Below are 20,410 nucleotides of genomic sequence, written 5' to 3' on the forward strand. Positions count from 1 at the left end.
GGTTCCATCCCGTCACCCCGTCGTGCGCCCCCACATCGGGCCGAAGCGGGCCCACTCCGCGTCCCACTGGTCCATGCGGCGGCGTTCCATGCGGCGGCGTACCGCGCGGCCGCCGACGAGTGGCGTGGCCGCCGCGCAGACGGCCGCCACGCCGCCGATCAGCACGGCGCGTACGCGGGCCTGGGACTCGGTGACGGGGCGGGTGACCTGGCGGCCCTCACGGTCCGTCCACACGGTGATCGGCGAACCGGCCCGGCTGCCCGCCAGGACCCGCACCTGACCGGAGTGCGAGGAACCGTCCGCGGCGGTCCACCGTGCCTCCGCCCACACGTGCTCGGCACGGGAGACGTCGCCGTTCTCGGAGGCCGTCCCGGGGGCCCGCTCGGCGAGCCGGGCCACGAGAGGGCGCCACTCGACGCGCTCGCGGGCCAGCCCGTCCTCGACGGACCGGCTCACCGTCATGCCGGCGAGCACCCCGACGAGCACGGTGAGCATCCACACGCCCAGGACGACCCAGGCCTCCACCCTGTCGGCGCGCCGCTTGAGCGGATTGCGCCGCCAGCGCCACAGCCACACCTTCGGACCACGTAACGCCATCGAAGGCACCTCCTCACGAGCGCATGACCATCCCGCCGCCCTCCCCATACGGAAGAGGGCCGCCGGATGCTCACTGCACGTACCCCCGAGAGGGCGCATCGGTCCGTGGCGGCGTTTTCCGGACGAGGGCGCCGGACGCCCGCACGCCGCACCGACACGGCCCTGACCTGCGCCGGAACCCGCTTCGGAGGTGACTGTCAGTGGTGGGGTGCAGACTGGCCCGTGTCTGAGACGAGGGCGTCGACGACGACGCCGCGGAGGTGATCGGCATGACCGAGGTACTGCTCGCCGTGGGCACGCGCAAAGGCCTGTTCATCGGGCGCCGGCGGGACGGTGGCGCCTGGGAGTTCGACGAGAGCCCCTACTTCAACGCGCAGGCCGTGTACTCGGTCGCCATCGACACCCGCACCGCGACCCCGCGGCTGCTGGCCGGCGGCGACAGCTCGCACTGGGGCCCGTCCGTGTTCCACTCCGACGACCTGAGCCGGACCTGGACGGAACCGGCCCGGCCGGCCGTCAAGTTCCCCCAGGACACGGGGGCGTCCCTGGAGCGGGTGTGGCAGCTGCACCCGGCCGCCGCCGAGCCGGACGTGGTGTACGCGGGCACGGAACCGGCCGCGCTGTACCGCTCGGAGGACCGCGGGGAGACGTTCGAGCTCGTCCGCCCCCTGTGGGAGCACCCCACGCGGTCGAAGTGGGTGCCGGGCGGTGGCGGTGAGGGACTGCACACCGTGCTCACCGACGCGCGCGACCCCAAGGCCGTGACGGTCGCCGTCTCGACCGCCGGTGTGTTCCGCACGCTGGACGGCGGCGCGACCTGGGCGCCCTCCAACTCGGGGGTGTCCGCGGTGTTCCTGCCCGACCCGAACCCGGAGTTCGGCCAGTGCGTGCACAAGATCGCCCGGGACTCGGCGACCCCGGACCGGCTCTACCTCCAGAACCACTGGGGTGTCTACCGCAGCGACGACGCGGGTGCGCACTGGACGGACATCGGCGAGGGCCTGCCGTCCACGTTCGGCTTCGCGGCGGCCGTGCATCCGCACAGAGGCGACACCGCGTACGTGTTCCCGATCAACGCCGACGCCGACCGGGTCCCGGCCGACCACCGGTGCCGGGTCTACCGGACGGCGGACGCGGGCAAGAGCTGGGAACCGCTCTCGGCGGGGCTGCCCCAGGAGGACCACTACGGCACGGTGCTGCGCGACGCGATGTGCACGGACGACGCGGATCCGGCGGGCGTCTACTTCGGCAACCGCAACGGCGAGGTGTTCGCCTCGGCGAACGACGGCGACAGCTGGCAGCAGCTCGCCTCGCATCTGCCGGACGTGCTGTGCGTGCGGGCCGCGGTCGTCGGCTGAGGCGGGACGAGGCGGGGAGGACGTTACGAGCGGCGTACGGGTTCTGATCGTCGGTCACGACCCGTACGCGCCACGCGAGCGCTGGCGGCGCTCGGCTACCTGCTGCCATGTGCCCGGTGGACTTCCGATTCGTCAGCGATTCGGCGGGTCGGTATCGAAGCCAAACCAGAACCTGTACCCCGGGGGCTGCGCGGGTGAATGTTCCTCCGACGGGTCCTACTGTAACGCTCTCGGCCAGGTGGATCGGCATACTGAGTGAATGCGGATGCGGCAGAAGATTCCCGCCCTGATTCACCAGACCTGGAAAGACGCCGATGTACCCGCCCAATGGAAGAAGTGGGCTGATTCATGGCGTCTGCATCACCCCGACTGGGGTTACCGTTTGTGGACCGACTCCGACAATCGCGCATTCCTCCAGGAGCACTATCCATGGTTCCTGCCGGTCTACGACGGCTACGCGGAACCAATCATGCGGGCCGACGCAATTCGCTATTTCCTGCTCGACCATTTCGGCGGGCTCTACGTGGACTTGGACTTCGAGTGCCTGCGCCCGGTCGACGGAATCCTTGACGGGCACGAACTCGTCCTCGGCTGCGAGCCCCAGGTGCACACACAGCTGCTACTGGCCCGCCAGCGCGGATTCAGCCGCATCGTCGGCAACGCGTTCATCGCGTCGCGTCCGGGCCATCCCTTCTGGGCTCATGTGCACCAACAGTTGGTCGGCGCCCACAGAACGTCCGGTGCTCTGGACGCCACGGGCCCCTTCTTCCTCAGCAGAGCGATCGACAGCGCCCCGGAGCCCGCCTCGATCACGATCCTCGGCCCGGAGGTCTTGTACCCCGAGGTGAGCCCGTACGCGGCAGAGCTGTTCGGTCCTCAGAAAGCCGACTTCGAGCGTGCGCGCGCCGTGCACCACTGGTCCGGCAGCTGGATGCGCGACGCCCCCGGGACTTCGCGGACGTCGGCCGGCAAACGGTTCCCGTTCTGGGCGAGCCAGGAGCTGCACCCCCTCGCCGACGGTTTCCTCAACCTGGACGCGCAACGCCGTCGCTGGACCTCGGGCGCGCCGGCGCCGACGGTGTCATGCCTGATGGTGACGAAGGACCGTTCGTCGACGGCCCGCCGCGCGATCACGTGCTTCCGTACGCAGACCTATCCCAGTCTGGAACTGGTCGTCGTGGAGGACGGCACGGACGACGCTCTTGAGCAGTACATTCGCGAGCTGGGCGACCCGCGGATCCGCCATCACCGGCTCCCCCCGGAAGCGCGGCCGTTGGGCGAGCTGCGCAACGAGGCGGTGGACCGGGCCACCGGACCCTACGTATGCCAGTGGGACGACGACGATCTGTACGACCCGGAGCGGGTCGAGACCCAGATGGCGGCCATTCTCTCGCTCGGCGCCGAGGCCTGTTTCCTCGCACGTGAACGGCTGTGGTGGCCCGCTCGCCACAAGCTCGCGATCTCCTGCGCGCGCGTATGGGAGGGGTCGATGGTGTGCGCCAAGGACCGCCTCCCGCGCTACCCCGCACTACGCCGGGGCGAGGACACCCCGGTGGCGGAAGAGGTGGTCCGCACCTGCCGGGTGGTGTCGGTCGACGCACCCGAGCTGTACACGTACGTGTGTCACGGCAGCAATACGTTCAACGAGGCCCATTTCGCGGAGCACTTCGACGTGGCGACCGAGGTCTGGTCCGAACCCGGCGCATACGCCGAGCGGTTGCTCGCGATGGCGACGCGGCTGCCGATCGGGCCGGAGGACATCGCCCACGCCGAGACCGGTCCCGCCACCCGGGCCTCCGAGCGAAGAGCGCAGACGGCCCCCGAGCCCGCCCCCGGCCCGGCGAGTGAGCGCCCCCCGGTCCTGGTGCTCACCCCCCTCAAGGACGCGGCGGCGTTCCTGCCGGGCTATCTGGAGAACCTTCGCGCCCTGGACTACCCGCGCGAGGCGATCTCACTGGGCCTGCTGGAGGGCGACAGCACGGACACGACGCCGGATCTGCTCCGAGAGGTCCTGCCCAGCCTTGAGGCGCAGTACCGGCGGGTCACCGTCGTACACCGTGACTTCGGCCTCCAGTTGGCCGGCCCCCGTTGGGAGCCCGGCATCCAGCGCCGGCGCCGATCGGTGCTGGCCAAGGTACGCAACCATCTGCTCTCCAGAGCCCTCGACGACGAGGAGTGGGTGCTGTGGCTCGACGTGGATGTCACGGGCTACCCGGCCGACCTCGTCCAGCGCCTGCTCGGAGCGCGCAAGGACATCGTCGTCCCGCACTGCGCGACGACGACCGGTGGACCCACATACGACCTCAACACCTTCGTCCTGCACCCCAGGGCCGGCACGCTCAACTGGTCCCAGTGGCTACGCGACGGCATTCTGCAGCCACCCAGGGGATTCGGCCGCACGTACCTCGACGAATTGCGCGGGCAAGGGCTCGTCCGCGTCGACTCGGTCGGCGGCACCGCACTGCTGGTTCGCGCCGATCTCCACCGGGACGGCCTGATCTATCCCTCCTTCCCGTACCAGCACCTCATCGAGACCGAGGGGCTGGCCGCGATGGCCCGGGACATGGGCACTTCCTGCTGGGCGCTGCCCGACCTGGAAGTGCTGCACCCGCACCACGCCACGGACGTGGCGGACATCGGGGCCATGGCGCCGTCCTGACCGAGTACACCACATGGAGTAATTGATTTAGCACGCTAAGTAACAACATCCTACGGTGATGCTGCTGCCCCTGCCGGAGTTCACCAGCGGTAGAGGGCAACTCCCAGTCCCCGAAGGAAAGGCTCCACCGTGAAAGCCCGTGTCATGTCCTCCCTGGCCCTGCCTGCCGCACTGGCAACCGCCGGACTGCTCAATACCGCGGAGGCGGCCTACGCGGCCGCCCTCGGTTCGAACACCCTGACAGCGTCGGCACCGTACACGCTCCAAGGGCAGCAGGTGGGCGGCGACGTCACCCTCACCTCCGGGGACGGGCACCCCTGCACGCCCATCGGAAACGTCACCGTCACCGACTACGGCCACTGCTGCACACCCGTCGGCAACATCACCGTCACCGACTACGGCCACTGCTGCACACCCGTCGGCAACATCACCGTCACCGACTACGGCCACTGCTGCACGCCGGTGGGCAACATGACCATCTGTGACTACGGGCACCATCAGGAGCACGGCCACGACCACCACGGCCACCACGACCACGCACCTGGGCGTCAACCGCTCTCCAGCTAGCACGCGATCCGGCTGTTCCGCTGCGACGTGGCCCTGGAACAGGGCCCGGGGGGGGCGTCGGCGCCCGACGTCGCGGAAGCCTGCAGCCTGCACACCCGTACCCCCGGATCCCCTCCATCCCGTTCCGTTCCGAAGCGAAAGACGGCGCATGCCCCACAGATCCGACCCTGTGGTCTCGGTGGTCATCCCCTGCCACGACTACGCCCGTTATCTGCCCGAGGCGGTGTCCAGCGTGCTCGCCCAGACGTTCCGCGCCTGGGAACTCGTCATCGTCGACGACGGCAGCACCGACAACACTGTCGAGGTGGCCCAGGACCTGGTCGCCCGCCACCCCGACCGGTGCATCAGGCTGCTCCAACAGGCCAATGCCGGGGTCTCCGCCGCGCGCAACAGTGGAATCGAGGCCAGTGCCGGCCGTTACATCCTTCCGCTGGACGCCGACGACGTGATCGCGCCCACGATGCTGGAGAAGACCGTCGAGGTACTGGACAGTGACCCCGACATCGGCATCGCCTCAACCGATGTGTTCACGTTCACCGACGACGATCTGCCCCCGCAGGCGATGCCCCTCCCCGCCTACAGCAGAGAGCTGCTGCTCCAGCGACTGATCATGTTCTACTGCTCGCTGTACCGCCGTGAAGCGTGGCAGACCGTGGGCGGGTACGACGAGACCATGCGGGCGGGAGAGGACTGGGACTTCTGGATCGGCTGCGTCGAGCACGGCTTCGACGCCCACCACATCCATGAGCCTCTGTTCGGGGCTCGCAACAAGGACACCGGGCTCCACCTGGAAGCTGCCGAGAACGACCTGGCCATCCGGGCCCGGATCGTGGCCAACCACCCGGACTTGTTCAAGCCGATCACCCGTGGCTGGGCACACGCCGTGCTCACCCAGGACGCAGAAGCCTGCCTGTCGGACGAGCACGTGCCCGACGACATCCTCACCCGGGCCGCCGAGATGGACCAGTTCCTCGCCGCGGTCATGGCCCTCCAGCGCACCACGCGGGTGCAGTACTACCACATCCGGCGACTGGAGAAGGCGCTGGCCGCTCAGAGCGGCATCGTCGGCCCGCCCGTCCCGGAGAGAGAACCCACACCGACGGTCGCATCTGTTCCCGATCGCCAAGCGGCCGGGGCCCTGCGGCAGACGTGAGGTTTACGGCAGTCGCCAGTCCACCGGCTGCGCGCCCTGGCGGATCAGCAGGTCGTTGGCCCGGCTGAACGGACGGGAGCCGAAGAAGCCCCGGTCCGCCGACATCGGCGAGGGATGGGCAGACTCGATCGCGGGGAGATCCCCCAGAAGCGGCCGCAGATTGCGCGCGTCGCGCCCCCACAGAATCGACACCAGCGGCTTGCCCCTTGCCGCCAGTGCCCGGATCGCCTGCTCAGTGACCTCCTCCCAGCCCTTGCCGCGGTGCGCGCCAGGACTGCGCGGGGCCGTGGTGAGCGCCCTGTTGAGCAGCAGCACGCCCTGCCGGGTCCACGGCGTCAGGTCCCCGTTGGACGGCCTGGGCAGCCCCAGGTCGGAGTGCAGCTCCCTGAAGATGTTCTCCAAGCTGCCGGGCAAAGAGCGCACCTCGGGCGCCACCGCGAAGCTCAACCCGATCGCCATCCCCGGCGTGGGATAGGGATCCTGACCGACGATCAGGACACGGACGTCATCGAACGGCTGCTGGAAGGCCCGCAGGACGTTCGCCCCAGCCGGAAGGTACGTCCGGCCGGCCGCTATCTCGGCCCGGAGGAAGTCCCCCATCGCCGCAATGCGTTCGGCCGCAGGTTCAAGAGCCTTCGCCCAGCCTGCTTCAACAAGTTCATGCAAGGGTCGTGGTGCCACAGCGCGTCACTCTACTGGCGCACAGCGAAGCCCCGCACAGATCAACAGGCCCCCCCACACCAGGGCTCCTTTCGGCGCTACTCTTCCTCCTCGTCGAGGTCCTCAAGTCGGTCGAGCACATCGCGCAACCGGGGCCACCAGGAAGGAGGGGAGCTTGTTGCGTCCAGTGCTCAAGCCATTCCGCCGGGGTCACCATGCTCGGCCGGCCCACCTGCGCCCGCTGCTCGGCGACCCGCCCTCGGTCGAATCCGCCCACCCCTCCCCCATGTCCACGGACCGCGGCTTCTTCGACTCCCGCCCGTTCAGCCGGGCCAACGACCTGCTGATCCGCCAGGGCGGCCAACCGGTGGACTGGCGTCTGCCGTGACCGGGGCGTGGGAAGGCTCCGGCTTTCTCGCCGTGGACTCCGGCGGCTCCGGACTCCGGGCGGTCGTGGGAACCGCCGAGCACGGACCGCTCGCCCGGCGGGCTTCCGATGAGCCGGTGCGCACGGGTGACCGGGGCATCGACCCCGAGCACTTCATGGCGCGACTCGTGCCCCTGGTGCGTGCCCTGACCGCCGAGGCCGGTCCTGTGCGACTGACCGCCGCCGTCGTCGGCGCGACCGGGCTCGCCTCCCTCGGTGCCGGGCTGCGCGCCGAACTGCCGGGTGCCCTGGCCCGGGAGTTCGGTGTACGGAAGGTCGCGCTGGCCGCCGACGCGGTGACCGCGTACGTGGGCGCCCTCGGGCCCCGGCCGGGTGCCGTGATCGCCGGCGGTACGGGGCTGATCGCGATCGGCACCGACCTGGCGGGCTGGCGACGGGCGGACGGCTGGGGGCATCTGCTCGGCGACTGCGGGGGCGGTGCCTGGATCGGCCGGGCCGGGCTGGAGGCCGCGCTGCGGGCCCACGACGGGCGGGAGGGCGGCTCGGCCCGGCTGCTGGCGTGCGCCGAGGAGGTGTTCGGACCCGTGGCGGGGCTGCCCGGCGCGCTGTATCCGCGGCCGGACCGGCCCGCCGTCCTCGCCGCGTTCGCGCCACGGGTGGCCGCCTGCGCGGACGAGGACCCCGCGGCGGCGGGCATCCTGCGCGCGGCCGCCCGGCACATGGCCGACTCCGCGGTGGCCGTGTGCCCCTCCGGCGGCGAGTCGCGGGTCGCCGTCACCGGCGGTCTGTTCAAGATCGGCGACCCGCTCCTCGTACCCCTCGACGCGGAACTGGCGAAGCGGCTCCCGCACGCGCGGCGGGTGCCGGCCGAGGGCGATCCGCTGCACGGCTCGGTGCGCATGGCGGCCGAGCTGAGCGCCGGTCCGCTCACTCTGCCGGGTGACGAGACCATGCTGAGCGTGACAACCCGGTCGGGTGATTGATCCGATCACGCACCATCCGCACGTCATTTCATCCGTACGTTACTCATCAGACAAAACCGGACGGATACCGCTCACCTGCCCCCTCCCCGAACAGGGGAGCCCAAGAAGCCAGTAACATGCGGCGCCATGAGTTCCCCCACTGGACCCGAGTCCGGCCTCCCAGTACGAATGCCGCGACCCCGCCAGCCCGGACGGCACCGCCGTCCGGAGCCGCTGGCGGCTCCCGAGGGCGCGCCCGCGCTCGTCCTCGCCGTGCCGGGCACGCCCAGTAGCGCCACCCGCAGCCTCGCCGAAGAGGTCGTGAGCATCGCCCGCTCCGAGCTGCCCGGCCTCGACGCCCGGATCGGGTACCTCGACGGGGACAACGCGGAGTTCCCCTCGCTTCAGGCCGTGCTGACGTACGCCGCCGAGGAGCGCACCGCCCGCTTCGAACAGGCGCGTGCCGCCGGCATGGACGTCAGGGAGCCCGACGGGCCCGTCGCCGTCGTCGTGCCGCTGCTCGCCGGCCCGGACAGCGCGCTGCTGCGCCGGGTCCGCCAGGCCGTCATGGAGAGCCGGATCGCCGCCGAGCTGACCGATGTCCTCGGTCCGCACCCGCTGCTCGCCGAGGCGCTGCACGTGCGGCTCTCCGAGGCCGGTCTGGCCCGAGCGGACCGCGCCCGGCTGTTCACCGTGGCGACCGCCGCGGACGGCATCATCCTGGCCTCCGTGGGCGGTGACGAGGCCGTGCAGGCGGCCGGGATCACCGGCATGCTGCTCGCCGCGCGCCTCGCGGTGCCGGTGATGGCGGCGGCCCTGGACCAGGAGGGCTCCATCGCGTCCGTCGCCGAGCAGTTGCGCTCCTCGGGTTCGCAGCAACTGGCCCTCGCGCCGTATCTGATCGGCCCGGAGATCGAGCCGGGGCTGGTCGAGGAGGCCGCGAAGGAGGCGGAGTGCTCCGCCGCGGAGTCGCTCGGGCCGTACCCGACGATCGGGAAGCTGGCGCTGGCCAAGTACACGACGGCGTTGGGGATCACGCCGCAGCAGGCTCAGGGCACGCCGGTTCGCTGACGTTCCCTGATACGCCTGAGAAGGCCCGCTCCGGTTCGGGGCGGGCCTTCGTCGTCGGGGCGGCGAGCCCACCGCACGGCCGCGTCCCAGCGGCAGACGGTGACGGAGGGGGTTGGCGGCTGCCGCCAGGAGAGTGTGCACGAGGTCGAGTCAGCTCGATCGTGTGACGGTCGGCTCGCGAGCTTGCGGCGCTCCGGGCCGACCGGATTGACGTGATCGTGCGATCTGGGACGCCGGGTACGGCGCAGGGAACTGGCCTCCCGGGCTCGGACCACGCACAGGATGCGTGTCGCCGCCCACCGGGGGCTGAGTAGACACCGTTGGCGAATCCTGGGGCTGAACGTGACGTCGGCCTTCACGACCCGTTGTGGTCGTGAAGGCCGACGTTGTGTTGGGGGAGGGTGTCGGTGTCGTTGCACGCCAGGAAGATCGACGGGGTCCCCGAGGAGACGGCCCGGGTGGTGCGGGCTGCGTTTCCGAAGGGCAGCCTGGCCATGCGGATCCGTGACGAGTTGGGCGAGCTGTTCTCGGACGCGGACTTCACCGAGCTGTACCCAAACAGGGGGAAGCCGGCGTGGTCACCGGGCAGGCTGGCGCTCGTCTCAGTCATGCAGTTCGCCGATGGCCTGTCGGACCGGCAGGCCGCGGACGCGGTGCGCGGGCGGCTGGACTGGAAGTACTTGCTGGGGCTGGAGCTGGCCGACCCGGGCTTCGACCACTCAGTGCTCACCGAGTTCAGGGACCGGCTGATCGCGGGAGACGCCGGGGTCGAGCTCTTGGACCGTGTCCTTGAGGCCGCTGCGGGACAGCCGTGGTCCGGGCGCGCTTTCCGACGGCTGCCTGCCGTCCCTGCAAGTCCCGAGAGCAGTGCACCCGCTCCAACAGCAAGGGGGACATGGGCCGTCGGATCACCCTCCGCCCGCAAGCGGAGTATGAGGCGATCCAGCATGCACGAGCCCAGGAAGACACTCAGGAGTGGAAGGAGCAGTACGCCCACCGGGCTGGTGTCGAAGGCACCATCTCCCAAGGTGTTCGAGCCTTCGGTCTGCGGCGATGCCGGTATCACGGCCTGGCCAAGACGCGGCTACAGCATCAGCTCACCGCGGCCGCGATGAACTTCCACCGCCTCAATGCATGGTGGACCGACACCCCAAGAGCCCGCACTCGCACATCTCACCTGGCAACCCTCCGGCCCGCCCAGTAGAACGCGGCAGGCCTGCGTCCACCGCGGGCTGGCCATCAGTCCCATGAGTTGAGAGTGTTGCGCCAAGAGTCTCCGGCCGCCAGTGCTTGATCTGACGCCGCTCCGTCGCAGACAGAGCAGAGGTGTCCGACTCCGTCACCGGTGACAGGAGCTGTGCTGCGCTCAAGACGACAAAGCCGACCTCGCTGAGGACCGTGGTCCAAGCGGGAGGTTCCTGGAACTCGTCGGTGTACCAGTAGCGCCGGTCGCCGACGGAGGCAATCAGCGGGTAATGAGCGTGGAACAGCGCGATGTGCGTGCCGTCCCGATCGCTGATCGTGGCGCTGTGGAGGTTCTGCGGGTACTCCTGACACAGTGGCTGGCTCGTGCGCCGTCGGGCACCGCGAGCCATTTCAGGCAGCCGCCCATGGAACACGGCAGATGTGCGGCGCCATGCCCTCTGGGCACAGGGTCTTGATCACTGTCTTGCGGATCGCCCGCCACGTCCGCAGGGAGCACAGTAAGTGGACGCGCAGCTCTATGGGTTCCCGTGCGCCGCTGCTCTGGGCAGGATGTTCCACGGCCCACTGTTCCGCCAGGTGGTCGTACACGTCAGCGGTCGACAGCTCGCTGCCGGGAAAAGTGCGGACGATGGTCTCATCGACGATCCGGGCGCTCCGGGATCCCACAGCCTCCTCGACGAGTTTGCTGACCCATGCCAACCCCTGCTCGTCTGCGTACAAACCGAATTTCAAGACGCGCGTCCTCATTGCATCAGGCCTTTGTGATCCGTCGTCATCGCCCATGGCAGAAGGCGGTGGCGAACCAGGTGTAAACGGGAGCGAGTGTTGGTGATGCGGGCCATCCATTGATCGTCGCCACGAGTTGCCAGTAGCGCTCGGTGTGTGGGTCGGCGGTTGTCTGCAGGCGGGCGAGGAGCCAGCGGCGCAGATCGCCGTCGTCAGCACGCTCGAATGCGTAGCCGTAGAGGCCGCCCAGTGAGTCGGCACGGGGTGCTTCTTTGGCAAAGGCCGGGAGGATGCCGGCGGATACGGCTTCGTCGAATCGTTCACGCATCGCGTGGTTGAGAGCGTCGTGCAGGGCGCTGACGTCCTGCTGGGAAGGCTCTTGCGCTTGGTCCGCGGCTGTGCGGCGTAACGCGATACGGAAGTCCGCGTTCTGGCAGAGTTCGGCGAGTTCCACCCAGGCCTCGGCCTGTTCGGGCGCGGGATCATCGGGGAGCTCGGGAATGGCGGATCGCATCAGGGTCACGAACTCGGGGTTGTCGTCAAGGCCCCTGAACGCGTCGTCGATGAAGTCGGATACCAACTGGTGCCGTTCGGCCCGGCAGAGCGTGGCGAGTCGTTGCATGAGGTCCATCTCCATGGTGGTGGGGCCGCGCCTGGCGACTGCTCGCAGTATTGCCCGGCGCAGGCGGAGAGTCTGGATCTGTACGTCCAGAGCGTTGGCATGTACTTCCGCGACTTCCGATATGGATGCCTCCCGGTCCAGCACCTTGCGCACGGTCGCCAGGTCCAGCCCGAGATCGCGCAGGGTGCGGGCCAGGTCCAGGCGTGCGAGTGCGTCGAGGCCGTACATCCGGTAGCCCGCGGGACTCCGGTCGGTTGGCGGGACGATGCCCTTGTCGGAGTAGAACCGGATGGTCTTCACCGTCAGGCCGGTCCTGCGGGACAACTCTCCGATGGAATAGAGCGTGTCGCGGTCCATGCCCCCAGCTTGCTGTCTCCCCCCACAGGAGACTCAACCGGGGCCAGGACTTCCTGCGGGGGCAAGGGCTCTGTGCCCCTTGTTGACCATGTGCCGGGCGGTGTCGTCCGCGACCACGGCGTCTCGGGACGGTCCGGGCGCTGCCCGACCCGCTTTTCAGCCAGGTCCGTCGTCCAGCGCCGCACCCTGGCCCGCTCGTCCAGCGGAGGGCGTCGATCGCCTCGAAGCGTTCGGCGTCGTCCGGTATGGAGGCGAGGACGCAGTGGACCTTTGTGGGAGACGCCGTCACACCGCCGGCGGCGGGCCAGCGGTGGGCGGCGAACGGGCACCTGCGGACCCCGCTCAGCGACAGCCTCAGGTCATCGGCATGGATCTGTAACGAGACATCGACGCCGAACCGGTCCTCGCCGGAGCCGGATGGGCGCCGCCCATCTGCTGCACGGCTCGATCGAGCCGACACCGCCGGGCGACAACAGGGCAAACGTTGCTTGATACGGCACTAGTGATCACCAACCTCCGTTGGCCCAGGAAATTCGCCAACGGTGTCGCTGAGTACACCGGGGACCAGTGCGCCCAAGACCGTTCGGGGCGTGCGGCTGATCGGGCTCACTCCGGCTCTGCCGTCGGGGCGCACGGGGATCGCGGTGACGCTGCCGGAGCCGTAGTTGGTGGTCAGGACGTGTCCGGCGAACAGGCTGAGGTGGGTCGGGCCGTTCCCGCCGACCGGCACGGGCGGCCCGGCCGGCTCAGGGGTGTCCCCGTCCACGCGGTACGCGGCCACCGCGCCCCCGGCTGTCTCACTGACCGCATACGGGGTGCCGGCGTCGGGGGACAGCGCCAGGCAGGCCGGATCGGGGACGGCGTCGACGCTGCTCAGGGCGGCCAGCGCGCCGCTGTCGGCATCGACGGCCGCCCGTCACGATGCCGGGGCCGCCGGCCGCCGTGAACGACCCGCCGTACGCCCGCCGCCTGCCACCGTCCGCCGCCGCTGTCCCCTCTCGTTCCTCACTCGTCCTCAACCGTCCGCTGTGACCGCGCAGCCGATCACGTGCGGTCTAGACCAGGCGGTCGAGGGCTGAGCCGGGCCCGCTCACGCCCTGCCGAGCGGCGAACCGGACGGGATATCCAGCGGCCGAGCGAATCCGGCCAGGGCCCGTTCCAAGGGCGTGCAGCGCTCAGCCCCGATCAGCGGCGAACCCGGCCGTCGAGCAAGCCCGGTCAGGGCCGTGCGGCGCTCACGCGTCGACCAACGGCGAACCCGACGGTGTACGGAGGGGGCGGGCGAGTTCCGCCAGGGCGCGTTCCAGGCCGTGGAGGTGGGCCAGGGCGGGTTCCGTCGTGGCGGGGTCGTCGGCCAGGGCCGAGACGTCTCCGCCGTCGGTGAGTGCCTCGACCGCGGCCTGCACGCGATAGCAGGCGGCGGCCAGGCGGGCGTCGTGGGAGGCCTCGGGGTCGGCGGCGACGGCGACCAGGCCCCGGATCTCCCGGGCGCAGTCGTCGAGGAGGGCGAGCACGTGCCGGGCGCGTCGTTTGCGGCCGAGCATCGGGTTCAGCGGGTGCACCAGCGGGGCGACCGAGAGCCGAACCCGGGCGAGCAGCTGCTCCAGTTCCGCCACCCGCGGGGCAGGGTCGGCGTCGGCCGCGCCCGCCAGGCGCCGGGCGGTCTCGGCGGTGCAGGCGTGGACACAGCGCAGGGCCCGCTGGATCCAGGCGTCGGTGACGCTGTGCGTGGTGACGGGCAGGAGCAGGATCACGGCCAGTGCGGCGCCGAGCGCCCCGACGCCGGTCTCGGCGAGCCGCAGGGCGAGCAGGCCGGGGCCGAGCACGCCGAGGAGGCCGTAGAGCAGCCCTGCGAGGAGGGTCACCCAGAGCATCATCCAGGTGTAGGACACGGCTGCCGTGTAGAAGATGCCGAAGACGCAGACGGCGGCGAGGACGGCCGTGACGGTCGGGTCACCGTGCACCGGCATGGCGACGAGCAGGCCGAGGGCGATGCCGATGACCGTGCCGAGCAGCCGCCGGAAGCCGCGGACCAGGGTCTCGCCGCGCGAGGTGGTGTTGACGAAGATCCACCAGGTGGCACCGACGGCCCAGTACCAGCGCTGCCCGGAGACCAGCTGGCCCACGACGAGGGCGAAGCCCGCGCCGGCGGTGGCCTGGATCGCCTGACGGGTGGTCACCCGGGCCAGGCCGGCGCCGCCCGGCGGGGCGGGCACTGCGGCCGGGGGCAGGCGGCGCTCGTAGCACCACAGTCCGAAGCGCACCGCGGCGGCGGCGAGGACGGACAGCAGGACCGCGGCGTACAGCTCGGGCAGCTGGTCCGTGGTGGCGTGCAGGAACTGCGCCACGAAGAAGGTCATGAACGCGAACACACCGAGGCTGTGCCCGCGCGGACCCCAGCGGCGCGCGTACACGCCCGCGCCGACCACGGCGAGGAAGGTGAGGTCGCGGGCCACCGGCTGGTCGTGCAGTCCGGCCGCGGCGGTGAGCACGGGCAGCCCGACGGCGGGCAGCAGCGCGGTGGTGACCGCCTGCCCGCGGACCGTGGCGTCGGTGACGGTGAACAGGGCGAGCAGCGCGGCGAGACCGCCGGTGACGGCTCCCGTGAGGGAGTGTCCGGCCAGGCCGCACACGGCGACCGCGAGCGCGATGCCGAGCACGGCACGCGTGGCGAACCGCAACCGCGTCCGCCCCGGATCCGGAGCCACGAACACCCTCTTCAGCACCACTTACCGCCTCCTTCGGAACGCCGGACGAGAAAACATGAAAAAGGCGCCGCGGGGTCCGCAGCGCCATCGACGCACCCATATCAGCATCCCGGACGCCACTGGCTCAACAGGCTCCTTCTAGACTGAGCCATTGGTACAACGAGAGCGGCCGGAGAGCGGCTGCGGCAGGGCCAACGGACGAGGAGGGCGCGACATGGCCGTGGACGAGCTCGACACCCGCATCCTGCGGCTGCTGCTGGAGCAGCCGCGCACGAGCGTGCGCGAGTACGCCCGTATCCTCGGCGTCGCCCGGGGCACGTTGCAGGCCCGGCTCGACCGTATGGAGCGCGACGGCGTGATCACCGGCACGGCACCGGCCCTCTCCCCCGCCGCGCTCGGGCATCCGGTGCTCGCGTTCGTGCACGTCGAGGTCACCCAGGGCCATCTCGACGAGGTGGGTGACGCGCTGGCGGCGGTGCCCGAGATCGTCGAGGCGTTCTCCATCACGGGCGGCGGAGATCTGCTCACCCGGGTCGTGGCGCGGGACAACGCGCATCTGGAGGACGTCGTCCAGAAGCTGATCAGCCTGCCCGGGGTGGTCCGCACCCGCACCGAGATCGCCCTGCGCGAGCGCGTCCCCGCCCGGCTGCTGCCCCTCGTGGAGTCGATCGGCCGCACGGCCCGGACCTGACCCCCCGGCGGCCAATGGATCATGGTCTTTGACATGCTGGAGCCATGAGCAATCTCGGCGACATATCGGTCATCTTCGATCTCGACGGAACGCTCGTGGACAGCGAGCCGAACTACTACGAGGCGGGCCGGCAGACCCTCGCCGAGCACGGCGTCCCCGACTTCAGCTGGACGGACCACGAGCGGTACGTCGGCATCAGCACGCAGGAGACGGTCGCGGACTGGATCGAGCGGTACGGCCTGCGGGCCTCCGTGGAGGAACTGTTCACCGCCAAGAACCGCCGCTATCTGGAGCTGGCGCGCAGTTCCACCCGCGCGTACCCCGAAATGCGCACGTTCGTCGAGCTGTTGGCGGCCGAAGGCGTGCCCATGGCCGTGGCCTCGGGGTCCTCGCCCGAGGCCATCGAGGCGGTCCTGACGGGCACGGGCCTGGACGCCCACCTGCGGACCGTCGTCTCGGCGGACGAGGTCGCGCACGGCAAGCCGGCTCCCGACGTCTTCCTGGAGGCGGCCCACCGGCTCGGAGCGGACCCGGCCACCTGCGTGGTGCTGGAGGACGCCGCCCCGGGCGCCGCCGCCGCGCACGCGGCGGGGATGCGCTGCATCGCCCTCCCTTACGTCACCGCCCAGGCCGACGCGCCGGAGTTCGCCACCGCCGGTCTGCTTCTGCGAGGCGGCCAGGAGGAGTTCACCGCGCAGGCGGCGTTCGACTGGCTGGTGCGGTCGGCGACGCTTTCCTGAACCCACCTCTGAACCCACGTCCCAGAAGGGTGCTTTCTTCAACTCACCTCTCCCGACCCGTTGACGCTCACCCGTCCCCTCCCTATCGTCTGGTCGATCTCTCGTACAACGTTCGATATATCGAATAATTCGAGTCCGTGGACCCGTGGAGGAGCACACATGGCACGGCCCCTCTCAAGACGAACCCTTCTCCAGGCCGCGACCCTCGCCGCGGCCATACCCGCGATCTCCCATGCGGCGACAGGCCGGGCCGTCGCGGCCCCGGCGTCCGCCGCGACCGCCGCCGACGCCCCGTCCGCCTGGACCGTACGGCCGTTCGACCTGGAGGACGTCAGCCTCGGCCGGGGCGTCTTCGCCGACAAGCGGCAGCTGATGCTGGACCACGCCCGCGGCTACGACGTGAACCGGCTGCTCCAGGTGTTCCGCGCCAACGCCGGTCTCGCCACGGGCGGCGCGGTCGCCCCCGGTGGCTGGGAGGGGCTGGACGGCGAGGCCAACGGCAATCTGCGGGGCCACTACACCGGCCACTTCCTGACCATGCTGGCGCAGTCGTACCGCGGTACGAAGGAGCCGGCGTTCGCCGACCGGATCGGCACCATGGTCGGCGCGCTGACCGAGGTGCGCGCGGCGCTGCGGCGGGATCCGGCGGTGCTGAGCGTCCCCGGGAAGTTCGGGACCGCCGCGGATCAGGTGCGCGGCTCCTACCAGTACGTGGATCTGCCGGCGGCCGTGCTCGGCGGGGCCTCGGCGATCACCCTCTCCGTCTGGGTGCGGCCCACGCACGACGCGAACTGGACCCGCGTCTTCGACTTCGGCGACGACACCACCCGTTACCTGTATCTGGCCGCCCGCAACCAGGGCGGAGTGCCGCGCTTCGCCATCACCACGTCGGGCGCCGGTGGCGAGCAGGCCCTCAACGGCACGGCCGCGCTGCCGCTGAACCAGTGGAGCCACCTCGCGGTGACGATCGCGGGCGGCACCGGCACGCTCTACGTCAACGGCACCGCCGTGGCGCGGAACACCGCGATGAGCCTCACCCCGGCGGCCCTCGGCACGCTGAAGAACAACTGGCTCGGCCGCTCGAACTACTCCGCCGACCCGGTCTTCGCCGGCGCCTTCGAGGAGTTCAACGTCTTCTCGCGGGCGCTGACCGCCGCCGAGATCACCGAGTTGCAGAGCCGCCGGGCCGCCGACGCCTCGGCGGGCCGGGGCGATCTCGCGTCCTATGCCTTCGACGAGACGGCCGGCGGAACCTTCGCGGACGCCTCCGGCCGGGGCCTGTCCGCAACCCTGCGCCGCACCTGGGGCGGGCCCAGCCACCCCGGGTTCCTCGCGGCGTACCCGGAGACGCAGTTCATCGAACTGGAGTCGAGGACGACCCCCGACTACACCAAGGTGTGGGCGCCGTACTACACCGCGCACAAGATCCTCAGGGGGCTGCTCGACGCGTACACCGCCACGGACGACGACCGGGCCCTCGACCTCGCGTCCGGCATGTGCGACTGGATGTACTCCCGGCTGTCCAAGCTGCCGGAGTCCACGCTCCAGCGCATGTGGGGGATCTTCTCCAGCGGCGAGTTCGGCGGCATCGTCGAGGCGATCTGCGACCTGCACACGATCACCGGCAAGGCCGAACACCTCGCGCTGGCCAAGCTGTTCGACCTCGACCGGCTGATCGACGCGTGCGCGGCGAACACCGACATCCTCGACGGGCTGCACGCCAACCAGCACATCCCGATCTTCACCGGGTACGTGCGGCTCTACGACGAGACGGGCGAGGAGCGCTACCTCACGTCGGCGAAGAACTTCTGGGACATGGTCGTACCGCACCGCATGTACGGCATCGGCGGCACCAGTACCCAGGAGTTCTGGAAGGCCCGCGACGTGATCGCGGGCACGATCAGCGCGACCACCGCGGAGACCTGCTGTGCGTACAACATGCTCAAACTGAGCCGGACCCTGTTCTTCCACGAGCAGCACCCGAAGTACATGGACTACTACGAGCGGGCCCTGTACAACCAGGTGCTCGGCTCGAAGCAGGACAAGCCGGACGCGGAGAAGCCGCTCGTCACGTACTTCATCGGGCTGACGCCCGGTCATGTCCGGGACTACACGCCCAAGCAGGGTACGACCTGCTGCGAGGGCACCGGCATGGAGAGCGCCACGAAGTACCAGGACTCGGTGTACTTCGCGAAGTCCGACGGCAGCGCCCTGTACGTCAACCTGTACAGCCCGTCCAGGCTGACCTGGGCCGAGAAGGGCGTCACGGTCACGCAGACCACCGGCTTCCCCAGGGAGCAGGGCAGCACCCTCACCTTCGGCGGCGGCCGGGCCTCCTTCACGCTGCGGCTGCGGGTGCCGTCGTGGGCGACCGCCGGGTTCCGGGTGACCGTCAACGGGCGTGCGGTGTCCGGGACTCCGAAGCCCGGGAGCTACTTCGACGTGTCCCGGACCTGGCGGGCCGGTGACACCGTCCGCATCGACATGCCGTTCCGGACGCGGGTGGAGAAGGCCCTCGACGACCCGTCCCTGCAGACTCTCTTCCACGGCCCGGTCAACCTGGTCGCCCGCGACTCCGCCACGGAGTACCTGAAGGTCGGGTTGTACCGCGACGCCGGCCTGTCCGGCGACCTGTCGGCCTCTCTCGAGCCGGTGTCCGGCAAGCCGCTCCACTTCACTCTGGACGGGACCGAGTGGGCGCCGTTCTTCGAGGGGACCGAGGATCCGACGCACGCCTACTTCCGGCGCTCGGAGCCGAAGGTCGTCTTCGGCGGGCGGGATTCGGGCGTCGCCAACCCGGCGAAACCGGACGGCACCACGCTGCTGGACGAGGTCTGGGCCGGGGCGCCGTTCCGGAACAAGGGGGCGTTGGTGGCCCGGGTGCGGTCCACGGTGGACGCGTGGGTGACGGCCGGGCTGCTGAGCAGGGCGGACGGCGACAAGGTGGTGAGCACGGCGGGCGCGGCCTCGTACCAGCCCTGAGCCTCTCCGATCGGGCCCGGTGCCGTACGCCCTCGGCACCGGGCCCGATCGGCTCACGAAATTTTTTTGCGGCAGGGATGATTGTTTCGCCCCCGGCATCCGTACCTCCTGGCGTTGGGCCGTTCATATCCCAGGAGGCACGATGCGCATCTCGCGCAGCACGGCAGGAACCGCGTTCGTGGGCGGTGCGATGATCCTGACGCTCACCGCGCTCGCCTATCCGAGCATGCTGGGCGTGCAGAACACGGCTGCCGGCCAGGACCGCATCATCGCCAACACCCAGTACGGTCCGCTGACCGAGGCGGACCGCGACTTCGTGGTGAAGGTGCGCGCGGCCGGGCTGTGGGAGCATCCCCTGGGTCTGCTGGTGATGCAGCGCGGTGGGTCGGCCGCGATGAAGGAGGCCGGCGAGCACCTCGTCGTCGGACACGGGCGGCTGGACGCCGCCTGCCGCAAGGTCGCCCCCGAACTGGGCATCACCCTGCCCAACCAGGCGTCGCCCCAGCAGCAGCAGTTCGTGGCGACGGTGGAGGGCGCCCAGGGCCAGGAGTTCGACTCGACCGCGACGAGCATCATGCGCGTGACCCACGGCCAGATCTTCTCGACGATCGCCAAGATCCGCGCCAACACGCGGAACACGCTGGTGCGTCAGCTCGCCGACCAGGCCAACTCCACGGTGCTGGACCACATCACGATCCTGGAGAAGACCGGCCTGGTCAATCACGAGCAGGTCAACCTCCAGCAGACCAGCCCGCCCAAGATGCCTGAGGAGATGACCACGCCGCCGCCCCCGCAGCCAGGGGCGCCGGTGCTGACCCTGCAGATACCGAAGGGCATGGAGGACCTGCGCACGGAGGCACCGAACTCGATCCAGCCGTCTCCGTCGGCGGGTTGAGCGAGGCCCGCGGGCCGCGCGGCCAGGTTGGGATCAGGTCACAGGGAATCGACGGCATCTCGGCCCCG

16 protein-coding genes and 3 pseudogenes are annotated in these 20,410 nt (G+C 70.3%); 13 read left to right on the top strand and 6 right to left on the bottom strand.

Annotated elements, in window-relative coordinates; all coding sequences use genetic code 11:
• Positions 1-12: 12 nt before the first annotated feature.
• On the bottom strand, positions 13-597 hold the full coding sequence (locus ACZ6TU_RS33145) for an Rv1733c family protein (protein WP_467678317.1): 585 nt from the start codon (positions 595-597) through the stop codon (positions 13-15).
• Positions 598-866: 269 nt separating this feature from the next.
• Here ACZ6TU_RS33145 and ACZ6TU_RS33150 point away from each other — a divergent pair, with 269 nt between their 5' ends.
• The 4 genes from ACZ6TU_RS33150 (at position 867) to ACZ6TU_RS33165 (ending at position 6,334) form a co-directional block, all read left to right on the top strand.
• A complete protein-coding gene (locus ACZ6TU_RS33150; RefSeq protein WP_469552587.1) occupies positions 867-1,955 on the top strand; it encodes a WD40/YVTN/BNR-like repeat-containing protein in 1,089 nt (362 codons plus the stop codon).
• A gap of 265 nt (positions 1,956-2,220) precedes the next feature.
• Positions 2,221-4,614, top strand: coding sequence for a glycosyltransferase (locus tag ACZ6TU_RS33155; RefSeq protein ID WP_469552635.1), 2,394 nt, complete (start codon positions 2,221-2,223; stop codon positions 4,612-4,614).
• A 129-nt stretch (positions 4,615-4,743) separates the two neighbouring features.
• Complete coding sequence (locus tag ACZ6TU_RS33160) at positions 4,744-5,181, top strand: hypothetical protein (RefSeq protein WP_467678312.1); 438 nt, start codon at positions 4,744-4,746, stop codon at positions 5,179-5,181.
• A gap of 148 nt (positions 5,182-5,329) precedes the next feature.
• Positions 5,330-6,334: a glycosyltransferase family 2 protein gene (locus tag ACZ6TU_RS33165; RefSeq protein ID WP_467678311.1), complete on the top strand. Its 1,005-nt coding sequence runs from the start codon at positions 5,330-5,332 to the stop codon at positions 6,332-6,334.
• A gap of 3 nt (positions 6,335-6,337) precedes the next feature.
• Here ACZ6TU_RS33165 and ACZ6TU_RS33170 read toward each other — a convergent pair whose 3' ends face one another.
• Complete coding sequence (locus ACZ6TU_RS33170; protein ID WP_467678309.1) at positions 6,338-7,015, bottom strand: uracil-DNA glycosylase; 678 nt, start codon at positions 7,013-7,015, stop codon at positions 6,338-6,340.
• 205 nt (positions 7,016-7,220) lie between these two features.
• On the opposite strand from ACZ6TU_RS33170, the pseudogene ACZ6TU_RS33175 reads away from it, so the two are divergent.
• The 5 genes and pseudogenes from ACZ6TU_RS33175 to ACZ6TU_RS33195 all read left to right on the top strand — a co-directional run.
• A pseudogene (locus ACZ6TU_RS33175) lies at positions 7,221-7,382 on the top strand (uracil-DNA glycosylase); the annotation flags it as partial.
• Positions 7,379-8,365, top strand: coding sequence for an N-acetylglucosamine kinase (locus tag ACZ6TU_RS33180; protein WP_469552590.1), 987 nt, complete (start codon positions 7,379-7,381; stop codon positions 8,363-8,365). The pseudogene ACZ6TU_RS33175 and the gene ACZ6TU_RS33180, both read left to right, overlap by 4 nt.
• A 126-nt stretch (positions 8,366-8,491) precedes the next feature.
• Entirely contained in the window at positions 8,492-9,415 is a 924-nt protein-coding gene (locus ACZ6TU_RS33185) for a sirohydrochlorin chelatase (protein ID WP_467678305.1), read from the top strand.
• A gap of 407 nt (positions 9,416-9,822) precedes the next feature.
• A pseudogene (locus tag ACZ6TU_RS33190) lies at positions 9,823-10,215 on the top strand (transposase); the annotation flags it as partial.
• Between the two features lie 11 nt (positions 10,216-10,226).
• Positions 10,227-10,619: a transposase gene (locus ACZ6TU_RS33195; RefSeq protein WP_467678658.1), complete on the top strand. Its 393-nt coding sequence runs from the start codon at positions 10,227-10,229 to the stop codon at positions 10,617-10,619.
• A 392-nt stretch (positions 10,620-11,011) separates the two neighbouring features.
• Here the strand turns inward: ACZ6TU_RS33195 and ACZ6TU_RS33200 are convergent, their stop codons facing one another.
• The 4 genes and pseudogenes from ACZ6TU_RS33200 to ACZ6TU_RS33215 all read right to left on the bottom strand — a co-directional run bounded on the left by ACZ6TU_RS33200 (position 11,012) and on the right by ACZ6TU_RS33215 (position 15,052).
• Positions 11,012-11,404 (bottom strand): hypothetical protein, encoded by a 393-nt coding sequence (locus ACZ6TU_RS33200; protein ID WP_467678303.1) that lies wholly within the window; start codon positions 11,402-11,404, stop codon positions 11,012-11,014.
• Positions 11,394-12,326, bottom strand: coding sequence for a MerR family transcriptional regulator (locus ACZ6TU_RS33205; protein ID WP_469552593.1), 933 nt, complete (start codon positions 12,324-12,326; stop codon positions 11,394-11,396). Before ACZ6TU_RS33205 ends, ACZ6TU_RS33200 begins: the two co-directional genes overlap by 11 nt.
• A 619-nt stretch (positions 12,327-12,945) precedes the next feature.
• Positions 12,946-13,345 (bottom strand): annotated as a pseudogene (locus tag ACZ6TU_RS33210) (lactonase family protein); the annotation flags it as partial.
• Positions 13,346-13,561: 216 nt separating this feature from the next.
• Positions 13,562-15,052 (bottom strand): FUSC family protein, encoded by a 1,491-nt coding sequence (locus tag ACZ6TU_RS33215; protein WP_467678656.1) that lies wholly within the window; start codon positions 15,050-15,052, stop codon positions 13,562-13,564.
• Between the two features lie 196 nt (positions 15,053-15,248).
• Here ACZ6TU_RS33215 and ACZ6TU_RS33220 point away from each other — a divergent pair, with 196 nt between their 5' ends.
• The 4 genes from ACZ6TU_RS33220 (at position 15,249) to ACZ6TU_RS33235 (ending at position 20,342) form a co-directional block, all read left to right on the top strand.
• Positions 15,249-15,725: an Lrp/AsnC family transcriptional regulator gene (locus ACZ6TU_RS33220; RefSeq protein WP_467678300.1), complete on the top strand. Its 477-nt coding sequence runs from the start codon at positions 15,249-15,251 to the stop codon at positions 15,723-15,725.
• Positions 15,726-15,769: 44 nt separating this feature from the next.
• A complete protein-coding gene (locus ACZ6TU_RS33225; RefSeq protein ID WP_467678298.1) occupies positions 15,770-16,465 on the top strand; it encodes an HAD family hydrolase in 696 nt (231 codons plus the stop codon).
• 159 nt (positions 16,466-16,624) lie between these two features.
• Entirely contained in the window at positions 16,625-19,447 is a 2,823-nt protein-coding gene (locus ACZ6TU_RS33230; RefSeq protein WP_469552594.1) for a beta-L-arabinofuranosidase domain-containing protein, read from the top strand.
• 142 nt (positions 19,448-19,589) lie between these two features.
• Positions 19,590-20,342 carry a DUF4142 domain-containing protein gene (locus ACZ6TU_RS33235; RefSeq protein ID WP_467678294.1) on the top strand — a complete coding sequence of 251 codons (753 nt, stop codon included), beginning with the start codon at positions 19,590-19,592 and terminating at the stop codon, positions 20,340-20,342.
• Positions 20,343-20,410 lie beyond the last annotated feature (68 nt).

This window comes from Streptomyces sp. NPDC052064, assembly GCF_055585925.1.